Source organism: Pseudomonas sp. SDO5522_S412 (genome assembly GCF_054071215.1).
The window spans coordinates 1-9,860 of sequence record NZ_JBSVWQ010000206.1 but is presented as its reverse complement, the minus strand read 5'-3'; the positions used below and the strand labels follow the sequence as shown (position 1 = coordinate 9,860).

Here is a 9,860-nt window from a genome sequence, read left to right as displayed (position 1 = left end):
GGGGGGGGGGGGTTGGTTCGCGAAAGCGGGGGGTAGGGAAAGGGGTGTATTGACTGGCACACCGCCTTCGCGAGCAAGCCCGCTCCCACATTTTTTGACCTTATTTCAAATCAGGCTATGTCGCGCAATTCGCGCCGCAGGATCTTGCCCACCGGCGTCATCGGCAACGACTCACGCAGCACAATATGCTTGGGCACCTTGTAGCCGGTGAAGTTGGCCTTGCAGTAGGTCTTCAGCTCTTCAAGGCTCACGCCCTGGGCACGGGCCACCACAAACAGCTTCACCGCCTCGCCGGTACGCTCGTCCGGTACGCCGATCACCGCGCAGCTGGCCACCGCCGGGTGCGCCATCACCACGTCTTCGATCTCGTTGGGGTACACGTTGAACCCCGAGACGATGATCAGATCCTTCTTGCGATCAACGATGCGCACAAAGCCGTCCGGGTCGATCACCGCTATATCGCCGGTCTTGAGCCAGCCTTCGGCGTCCAGGGTCTCGGCGGTCGCCACCGGCTGCTGCCAGTAGCCCTTCATCACTTGCGGGCCCTTGATGCACAGCTCGCCCCGCTCGCCCAGCGGCAGCTCCGCGCCGTTGTCGTCGATGATCTTCATCGCCGTGCCCGGCACCGGAATGCCCACGGTGCCCAGCTTCGATTTGCCGCCATAGGGGTTGGTGCTGGCCACCGGTGAGGTTTCGGTCAAGCCGTAGCCTTCACCAATCGCGCAGCCGGTCAGTTGCTGCCAGCGCTCGGCCGTGGCCTTGACCAGTGCGGTGCCGCCGGAGTTGGTGAGCTTGAGGTGGGAGAAATCCAGGCTCTTGAAGTCCGGGTGGTCCATCAAGGCCACGAACAGGGTGTTGAGCCCCAGCAGCCCGGTGAAGCGCCACTTTTTCAGCTCCTTGATAAAGCCGCCAATGTCCCGGGGATTGGTGATCAGTACGTTGTGGTTGCCCGATACCATCATGCACATGCAATTCGCGGTGAAGGCATAGATGTGGTACAGCGGCAGCGGCGCCACCATCACCTCCTGGCCTTCCTTGATCAGCGGATGGCCGTCGTCCCCCAGTTGCGACATGCACGCCCGCACTTGCTGCATGTTGGCCACCAGGTTGCCGTGGGTAAGCATTGCGCCCTTGGCCAGGCCGGTGGTGCCGCCGGTGTATTGCAGCACCGCGATGTCGTCGAGGGTCACCGGATGGCGGTTGAGTGCCTGGCGGGCGCCCATGCGCAGGGCGCGCTTGAAGGAGATGGCTTGCGGCAGGTTATAGGCCGGGACCATCTTCTTCACCTTGTCGACCACGGTGTTGATCAGCCAGCCCTTGGCAGCGGGCATGAAGTCGCCCATCTTCGCTTCGATCAGGTATTCGATCTCGGTGTCCTTGCTGACTTCTTCAACACGCGAGCCAAACAGGTTCAGGTACACCAGCGCACGAATGCCGGCATCCTTGAATTGGTGACGCATTTCCCGCGGGGTGTACAACGGGTTGGTGTTGACCACGATCAGCCCGGCGCGCAGGGCGCCGAAAACGGCAATCGGATAATGCAGGACGTTGGGCATCTGCACGGCAATGCGGTCACCCGGCTTGAGGTCGGTGTGCCACTGCAGGTAACCGGCGAACGCGGCGCTGCGCCGATCCAGCTCGGCGTAGGTCAGGGTGATCCCCATGTTGCTGAACGCCGGACGATCGGCAAAGGTCTTGCAGGAACGCTCGAAGACTTCGATCACCGATTTATAGGCTGTGAGGTCGATCTCGTTGGGAACCCCGGCTGCGCGTTTGTCATTCCAGAAATCAGGTTGCATTATTCTTGTCCTCTTACCTGAGTGGTCCGGCCGCTTTTGATGTTGCGATGAAAGCGGAGCTTTGGGGACGTTAGCAGCTATGGTCAATCAGGCAAATACAACAAGATGCGTCATTGATTGTGTGAATCTCCCCGCCAAGGCCAGCGCTGATCCAGCGGCCTGCGGTGAATGAGCTATACACTGCAACGACCCTGAGCAAAGGAAGCGCCATGAACCACACCACTTTCTGGCTGACCGCGAATGACCGCAGTCGGGTGTACGTCAACCAGTGGCTGCCGGACGGGCCGCCCAAGGCGCTGATCATGCTGGCCCACGGCATGGCCGAGCACAGTGGCCGCTATGCCCGCCTGGCCCAGGCGTTGTGTGATGCCGGCTACGGCCTGTACGCCCCCGACCAGCGCGGCCACGGGCGTACCGCCGACGAGGGCACCCTGGGGCTGTTCGCCGAGAAAGACGGCTGGAACAAGGTGGTGGGCGACCTGGCGAGCCTCAACCAGCATATCGGCCAGCAAGCGCCGGGGGTGCCGATCATCCTGCTGGGCCACAGCATGGGCAGCTACATTGCCCAGGCGTACCTGCTGCACCACAGCGCGAGCCTTAACGGGGCGATTCTCAGCGGCTCGAATTTCCAGCCGGTGGCGCTGTACGGCGCGGCCAAGGTGATTGCCCATGTCGAACGCCTGCGCCAGGGGTTGCGCGGGCGCAGTGCGCTGATTGATTTCCTGTCATTTGGATCGTTCAACAAGGCGTTCAAACCCAATCGCACCGCTTTCGACTGGCTCAGCCGTGACCCGGCCGAGGTCGACAAGTACGTCAGCGACCCGCTTTGCGGCTTCCGTTGCACCAACCAGCTGTGGATCGACCTGCTGGGCGGCTTGCAGCAAATCAGCAAAGCGTCCAATCTCGCTCAGATAGACCCGGGGCTGCCGATCCTGATAATGGGCGGTGAATGTGATCCGGTCAGTGAAGGCAAGCGTCTCAAAAGTCTGGCCAACGCGTTGCGCGAAGCCGGCTGCCAGCACCTGGAACTGAGCATTTACCCACAGGCGCGCCACGAATTATTCAACGAAACCAACCGTGATGCGGTCACAGCCGACGTGCTGACGTGGCTGGCCCAGGCAGCAGTGCTGCGCCGCCCTACTCGCTGCGAATGATTTTTCGTTTAAAATCAATATATTAAGATTTCTGATTAGCCACAGGATGCACCAACTGATGACCCAGGTTACCAACACGCCTTACGAAGCCCTCGAAGTCGGCCAGACCGCCAGCTACAGCAAGACCGTCGAAGAGCGCGATATCCAGTTGTTCGCGGCAATGTCCGGCGACCACAACCCGGTGCATCTGGACGCCGAATTCGCCAAGGCGACCATGTTCAAGGAGCGCATTGCCCACGGCATGTTCAGCGGCGCCCTGATCAGCGCGGCGGTTGCGTGCGAGTTGCCTGGGCCCGGCACGATATACATCGGCCAGCAAATGACCTTCCAGAAGCCGGTCAAAATCGGCGACACCCTGACCGTGCGTCTGGAAATCCTCGAGAAGCTGCCGAAATTCCGCGTGCGTATCGCCACCCGCGTATTCAACCAGCGCGATGAACTGGTGGTGGATGGCGAAGCCGAGATCCTCGCGCCACGCAAGCAGCAGACCGTGACCCTGACCGAACTGCCGGCCATCAGCATCGGTTGAACGAATGCCCATGAAAAAGCCCCGCATCTGCGGGGCTTTTTTATTCAGGCGGGGCTCAAGACTGAGCGCGAGCCTGGTTACGCAGGGCTTTCACCTGGTCGTGGTTGCGTTGCGCGCCGTGGAACTGACGCTCTACCAGGTCACGAATGCCCAGCAGGTTGTGCTTGTTGATCTTCTCGATCGCTTCTTTGTAAGCCTTCAGTGCGTGGTCTTCACCGCGCTCGGCTTCGTTCAGCACGGCTTCTTCGTCTTTACCGGTCACCATCGACTTCACGTCGACCCAACCACGGTGCAAGGCACCGGCGACGCTGCCGGAATCTTCCGGATCGCCACCCAGCGCTCTTACTGCGGTCTGCAGTTCGGCAGCGGCGGTACCGCAATCAACGGAACGTTTGGCAAACAGGGCTTTGAGTTCTGGGTGCTTGATGTCTTCTGCGCAGGTCTTGAAGCCTTCCTGGCCGTCTTTGCTGGTCTCGATCAGGTCGTTGAGTACGGAGATCGATTCTTTGTTGATATCAGTCATTTTTCAATTCCTTCGCGGGTTAAGAAACGTGTATTAGTAATTGCAGCGCCCGTGCCAGCTTTTGAAAAACAATTTATTACTTAAATTTCAATAAGTTAGCTAATACACAAAAATCTGTATCCGCTTTATTTGCATGATCTGTCATTTGGCCTCCATGCAGAATGCCTGTATTTTCCAAGGCATCGACTCAAACACCTGAAGCCGCAATGAACCCTGAAAAACTTGAACTGCTGATCACCCGCGAAATGCCCTTCGGCAAGTACAAGGGCCGGATCATTGCCGACTTGCCCGGCCCCTACCTGAACTGGTTCGCCCGTGAAGGTTTCCCCCATGGTGAACTGGGCGGGTTGCTGGCCCTGATGCAGGAAATCGACCACAACGGTTTATCCGAACTGCTGGACCCCCTACGCGCCAAGCACGGCAAGCCCGCCCCTCGTCATTAATAGAGCACGCACATGGACAGTACCCGCGACGAACAACACTGGCACGCCATCGCCCAGCGCTACGACCTGGAGCCCGGCCCGATCAACCTCGAAAACGGTTACTTCGGGCGCATGAGCCGCGCGGTACTTGAGCAGTATCAGGACAACGTCGCCTTCATCAACCGCAGCAACTCGATCCATGTGCGCCAGCGTTTCGAGCAGGGCGAAAACGTCGAGATCCGTAACCAGTTGGCGCAGTTGATGGACGCCGATCCTGAAGCCATCGCCCTCACCCGCTGCGCCTCGGATGCGTTGCAGTCGCTGATCCGCAACTACAACCGCTTGCAGCCCGGCGACCAGGTGCTGATCAGCGACCTGGAGTACGACACCGTCAAGGGCGCCATGCGCTGGCTGGCGCAGAATCGCGGTGTAGAAGTGATCGAGATTGCCCACGAACACCCGGCCAGTTTCGACAGCCTGGTGCAGACGTATCGCGATGCGTTCCTGCGCTATCCCCGCCTGAAACTGCTGGCACTGACCTACGTCACTCACCGCACCGGGCTGGTGATGCCGGTGGAGGCGATTGCCGGCGCTGCCAGGGAACATGGAATTGATGTGATCCTCGATGGCGCCCATGCGCTGGGGCAGATCGAGTTCAACCTGGCACAGTTGGGTATCGCGTTTGCCGGTTTCAACCTGCACAAGTGGATCGGTGCGCCGTTGACCCTGGGCTTTATTTATATCGACCCGCAACGGTTGGCGGACATTGATCCGGACATGGGGGAGTTTCATTACCCGGCCACCGATGTACGTGCCCGCACGCCATACAGCACGCCGAATTTCCCGGCGTTGATGACCTTGCCGCTGGTGTTCGAGGAGCATCGCTTGTTGGGCGGTTCGAAGGCCAAGGGTGCCCGACTCAACTACCTGCGGGATTTGTGGGTGAGTGAGGTGCGGCAGTTGCCGGGGATTGAAGTGCTGACGCCGGATGATCCACGGCTGTACTGCGCGATTACGTCGTTCAAGTTCACTCATCAGCCGGATCAACAGGTGATGGCGGACCGACTGCTCAAGGAATACAACCTCTTCACCACAACCCGCAGCGGGGCCTCGTTCGGCAGTTGTATTCGGGTGACACCAGGCTTTTTGACGTCAGCGGCAGACATTCATGCGCTGATCAAAGCCATCACCGAACTGAGCGCGATATCACTGTAGGAGCGAGCTTGCTCGCGAAGGTCGTTAACGATGACACGGGAAACCTGACACCCAGCGGTGCTCTCGGTTTTTTCGCGAGCAAGCTCGCTCCTACAGTGGGAGTGGGCCATTTTCCGCAGGCAAAAAAAAGCGGCACACCGACCAAGTGCACCGCAAAAATGCCGTAGAACACAGCAACAACGATTCGGTAAATCCAATCAGTCCAGCAGGGCCAGCGCCTCGGCGGTGGTTTCCTGGATGCGTGCCCAGTCGCCGTTCTTGACCCACTCCGGATCAAGCATCCAGCTACCGCCCACGCACATCACATTTTTCAACGCCATGTAGCTCTTGATGTTGGCCGGGCCAACCCCGCCAGTCGGGCAGAATTTCACTTCGCCAAACGGGCCGCCCAGGGCCTTGATCGCCGCCACGCCACCGCTGACTTCAGCCGGGAACAGCTTGAAACGGCGATAACCCAGGCCATAACCTTCCATGATCCCGGAGGCATTGCTGATGCCCGGCAACAGCGGAATCGAGCTGTGTACCGAGGCTTCCAGCAGGTCACGGGTAATCCCGGGGGTGACGATAAATTGCGAACCGGCCACTTCGGCCGCTTCCAGCATATGACGATCCAGCACGGTACCGGCACCGGTGCACAGCTCCGGACGCTGCTCACGCAGTACCTGGATGGCCTTGAGGCCGAACTGCGAACGCAGGGTCACTTCCAGTGCGGTCAAACCACCGGCTGCCAGGGCATCGGCCAGCGGCAGGATGTCCTGTTCGCGGGCAATGGTGATCACCGGCAGGATCCGCGCCTTGGCGCAGAGGCTGTCGATCAAGGCAACTTTGTCCGCCATGGAAACGGTAGGTTGAGGGCTGTTCATCGCGGCTGATCCTTGGCTCATGGGCACCAGTAAATCTCTAGAGTAGGTTGCAAAAACGCGCGTATCGGCATGGCAGCAACGTCGTCACTGGCCAGCGCGGCGCTCAAGGTGGTCAATTTCGAGCTGCCTGAAATCGACAGCACGGTGTAGTGGGCGGTGGCCAGCAGCGCGCGACTCATGGTCAGGCGCTGGTGCGGCACAGTCGGCGCCAGCATCGGCCAGCAACGACGGCTGCCGTCCGGCTTCAACGCTTCAGCCAGGTTCGGGCTGTTGGGGAACAGCGACGCGGTGTGGCCGTCGTCGCCCATGCCCAGTACCAGCACATCAATCGTCGGCAACTCGGCCAGCAGGCGATCGGCCTGCTCGGCAGCGTCGTCAAGGGTGGCGGCGACGCTGTACAGGCTCAGGAACTTGGCCTTGGCCGCCGGGCCTTGCAGCAAATACTTCTTCAACAGGCCGGCATTGCTGTCGGCATGTTCCACCGGCACCCAGCGCTCGTCGGCCAGGGTGATGGTCACCTTGGACCAGTCCAGGCCTTGCTTGGCGAGGTTCTGGAAGAACGCCACCGGGCTGCGGCCGCCGGACACCACCAGGGTCGCTTCGCCACGGGCACTGATGGCCGCGCGCAGTTGTTCGGCCACGTCATTGGCCAAGCCATCCGCCAGCAGCACCGGGTTGCGGTACTCATGGGCAGTCACGCCCTGAGGCAGTTTCAAATCAGATATCGCCATACCAAGACCTCCCGTCCCGCGTGATCAGTGCAATCGAGCTCATTGGCCCCCAGGACCCCGCCGCGTACGGCTTGGGCGCATCACCGGATTTTTTCCACCCGGCGATCAACTGGTCACACCACTTCCACGCAGCTTCGATTTCATCTTTGCGCACAAACAGGTTCTGGTTGCCACGCATTACTTCCAGCAACAGCCGCTCGTAGGCATCGGGAATCCGTGCGCTGCGATAGGTGTCGGAAAAATTCAGTTGCAGCGGGCCGCTGCGCAGTTGCATGCCCTTGTCCAGGCCCTGCTCCTTGGTCATCACGCGCAAGGAAATCCCTTCGTCCGGTTGCAGGCGGATGATCAGTTTGTTGCTGATCTGCAAGCGCTGCTCGGGGGCGAAGATGTAGTGGGACGGTTCCTTGAAGTGGATGACGATCTGCGACAGTTTTTGCGGCATGCGCTTGCCGGTACGCAGGTAGAACGGCACCCCGGCCCAACGCCAGTTACGGATATCGGCACGCAGGGCGACGAAGGTCTCGGTGTCGCTCTGGGTGTTGGAGTTCTCTTCTTCCAGGTAACCCGGTACCGGCTTGCCGGCGCTGTAGCCGGCGATGTATTGGCCACGCACCACCTGGGTGGTCAGGCCGTCCGGGCTGATGGGCGCCAGGGCCTTGAGCACCTTGACCTTCTCGTCCCGAATACTGTCGGCAGACAGGTCGGCGGGCGGGTCCATGGCGATCAGGCACAGCAGCTGCAGCAGGTGATTCTGGATCATGTCCCGCAGCTGCCCGGCCTTGTCGAAATAGCCCCAGCGACCTTCGATGCCTACTTGCTCGGCCACGGTGATTTCCACGTGGGAGATGTAGTTCTGGTTCCACTGGGTTTCAAACAGGCTGTTGGCAAAACGCAGGGCGATCAGGTTCTGGACGGTCTCTTTGCCCAGGTAGTGGTCGATGCGGTAGGTGCGGTTTTCCGGGAAGAACTGCGCCACGGCGTCGTTGACCTTGCGCGAGGAATCCAGGTCCGAACCGATGGGTTTTTCCAGGACCACGCGGGTGTTTTCCGCCAGGCCGACCTTGGACAGGTTCTCGCAGATCGCGCCGTACACCGCCGCCGGGGTGGCGAAGTAGGCGATCAGGCGTTGTTCAGTGCCGGCGTTCTCTGCCAGGGCGACGTAGTCATCGGCCTTCAGGAAGTCGACGTGCAGGTACGTCAGGCGGGCCAGGAAACGCTGGGCGACGGTTTCGTCCAGTTCCTTGCCAACGTAACCACGCAATTCTTTTTCGATGTGGGCCAGGTGCTGTTGCTCGGAACCGGCCTCACGGGCCAGGGCCAGGATGCGCGTGTCTTCGTGCAGCAGGCCCGCACCATCGAGTTGATAGAGGGCAGGAAATAACTTGCGCAGCGCCAGATCACCCAAGGCGCCAAACAGGGCAAAGGTGCAGGGTTCTACGGTTATCGAAGGCATGATGTTTGTTCTTTTATCAAGTTAAGCTACAAATACCTTTTTTTAAGGCATCACTCAAGGAAAAATGTAGTAATAACCACAACATTTTCCCGAAAAACGTATTCCGAGTGGTGGTGTTCAACTACCCTCAGTAGGATAGGCCACCGCAAAGGGCCGCTCGTCGATTGGTTGACGACCCTTATTTGCATCGTCGCCCTAAGGAAACATGAATGGACCGCGTGCGAAATCTACTGGAACAGATCCAGAAACGCCTCGAAGAACTGAACAAGGCTGAACGTAAAGTCGCCGAGGTCATCCTGCTCAACCCGCAGCAGGCGACCCGCTTCTCTATCGCCGCCCTCGCCCAGGCCGCTTCGGTCAGCGAACCTACAGTGAACCGCTTCTGCCGCTCGTTCGGCGTGAGTGGTTACCCTGAACTTAAATTGCAGCTGGCGCAAAGCCTGGCCAGCGGCGCGGCGTATGTCAGCCGCGCGGTGGAGGCCGATGATAACCCGGAGGCCTACACCCAGAAGATCTTCGGCAGTGCCATCGCGTCCCTCGACAGCGCCTGCCAGGCCCTGGACCCGAACCTGATCAGCAAGGCCGTCGACCTGCTGATCCAGGCTCGGCAGATCCACTTCTTCGGCCTGGGCGCTTCGGCGCCGGTGGCCATGGACGCGCTGCACAAGTTTTTCCGTTTCAACCTGTCGGTCACGGCCCACGCCGATGTGCTGATGCAGCGGATGATCGCCTCGGTGGCCCACACCGGGGAGTTGTTCGTGATCATTTCCTACACCGGGCGTACCCGTGAACTGGTGGAAGTAGCACGTATTGCGCGGGAAAACGGCGCCTCGGTGCTGGGCGTGACCGCCGAAAACTCGCCGCTGGCCAAGGCCAGTACGGTGAGCCTGAACATTCCGTTGCCGGAAGACACCGACATCTACATGCCGATGACCTCGCGGATCATTCAGTTGACGGTGCTGGATGTACTGGCGACGGGCATGACCTTGCGTCGCGGGGTGGATTTCCAGCCGCACTTGCGCAAGATCAAAGAGAGCTTGAACGACAGCCGGTATCCGGTTGGGGATGAATTCAACTAGGCCCGAATCTACTGTGAATGTGCCGGCCTCTTCGCGAGCAAGCCCGCTCCCACATTCGACTGCATTCCAAAAGTGGAACTCGGTCTAATGTG

10 protein-coding genes and 1 pseudogene are annotated in these 9,860 nt (G+C 59.9%); 6 read left to right on the top strand and 5 right to left on the bottom strand.

Annotated features, from left to right (window positions below):
- Positions 1 to 110: 110 nt before the first annotated feature.
- Complete coding sequence (gene fadD2, locus ACW9I6_RS26595) at positions 111 to 1,799, bottom strand: long-chain-fatty-acid--CoA ligase FadD2 (RefSeq protein WP_457340026.1); 1,689 nt, start codon at positions 1,797 to 1,799, stop codon at positions 111 to 113.
- Between the two features lie 209 nt (positions 1,800 to 2,008).
- Between fadD2 and ACW9I6_RS26590 the strand changes: the two genes are divergently transcribed.
- A complete protein-coding gene (locus ACW9I6_RS26590) occupies positions 2,009 to 2,953 on the top strand; it encodes an alpha/beta hydrolase (RefSeq protein WP_003213037.1) in 945 nt (314 codons plus the stop codon).
- Positions 2,954 to 3,011: 58 nt separating this feature from the next.
- Complete coding sequence (locus ACW9I6_RS26585) at positions 3,012 to 3,482, top strand: MaoC family dehydratase (protein WP_003213034.1); 471 nt, start codon at positions 3,012 to 3,014, stop codon at positions 3,480 to 3,482.
- A 55-nt stretch (positions 3,483 to 3,537) separates the two neighbouring features.
- Here the strand turns inward: ACW9I6_RS26585 and ACW9I6_RS26580 are convergent, their stop codons facing one another.
- The gene (locus ACW9I6_RS26580) at positions 3,538 to 4,005 is read right to left on the bottom strand and encodes a ferritin-like domain-containing protein (RefSeq protein WP_003213033.1); all 468 of its coding nucleotides are present in this window, start codon (positions 4,003 to 4,005) and stop codon (positions 3,538 to 3,540) included.
- A 206-nt stretch (positions 4,006 to 4,211) separates the two neighbouring features.
- Between ACW9I6_RS26580 and ACW9I6_RS26575 the strand changes: the two genes are divergently transcribed.
- The 3 genes and pseudogenes from ACW9I6_RS26575 to ACW9I6_RS26565 all read left to right on the top strand — a co-directional run.
- Positions 4,212 to 4,448 carry a DUF3820 family protein gene (locus ACW9I6_RS26575; RefSeq protein WP_099585436.1) on the top strand — a complete coding sequence of 79 codons (237 nt, stop codon included), beginning with the start codon at positions 4,212 to 4,214 and terminating at the stop codon, positions 4,446 to 4,448.
- A gap of 12 nt (positions 4,449 to 4,460) precedes the next feature.
- Complete coding sequence (locus ACW9I6_RS26570) at positions 4,461 to 5,642, top strand: aminotransferase class V-fold PLP-dependent enzyme (protein ID WP_134327216.1); 1,182 nt, start codon at positions 4,461 to 4,463, stop codon at positions 5,640 to 5,642.
- Positions 5,633 to 5,740: pseudogene (locus ACW9I6_RS26565) on the top strand (outer membrane lipoprotein carrier protein LolA); the annotation flags it as partial. The gene ACW9I6_RS26570 and the pseudogene ACW9I6_RS26565, both read left to right, overlap by 10 nt.
- Before the next feature lie 99 nt (positions 5,741 to 5,839).
- On the opposite strand, the gene ACW9I6_RS26560 reads toward ACW9I6_RS26565, so the two are convergent.
- The 3 genes from ACW9I6_RS26560 to zwf are packed head-to-tail and all read right to left on the bottom strand — an operon-like array spanning position 5,840 to position 8,689.
- A complete protein-coding gene (locus ACW9I6_RS26560) occupies positions 5,840 to 6,505 on the bottom strand; it encodes a bifunctional 4-hydroxy-2-oxoglutarate aldolase/2-dehydro-3-deoxy-phosphogluconate aldolase (RefSeq protein ID WP_003213027.1) in 666 nt (221 codons plus the stop codon).
- Between the two features lie 17 nt (positions 6,506 to 6,522).
- Positions 6,523 to 7,236 (bottom strand): 6-phosphogluconolactonase, encoded by a 714-nt coding sequence (gene pgl, locus ACW9I6_RS26555; RefSeq protein ID WP_087693179.1) that lies wholly within the window; start codon positions 7,234 to 7,236, stop codon positions 6,523 to 6,525.
- On the bottom strand, positions 7,223 to 8,689 hold the full coding sequence (gene zwf / locus ACW9I6_RS26550) for a glucose-6-phosphate dehydrogenase (RefSeq protein WP_003213023.1): 1,467 nt from the start codon (positions 8,687 to 8,689) through the stop codon (positions 7,223 to 7,225). The genes pgl and zwf overlap by 14 nt, the downstream gene beginning before the upstream one ends.
- A gap of 218 nt (positions 8,690 to 8,907) precedes the next feature.
- On the opposite strand from zwf, the gene ACW9I6_RS26545 reads away from it, so the two are divergent.
- The gene (locus ACW9I6_RS26545; protein WP_173406104.1) at positions 8,908 to 9,768 is read left to right on the top strand and encodes a MurR/RpiR family transcriptional regulator; all 861 of its coding nucleotides are present in this window, start codon (positions 8,908 to 8,910) and stop codon (positions 9,766 to 9,768) included.
- Positions 9,769 to 9,860 lie beyond the last annotated feature (92 nt).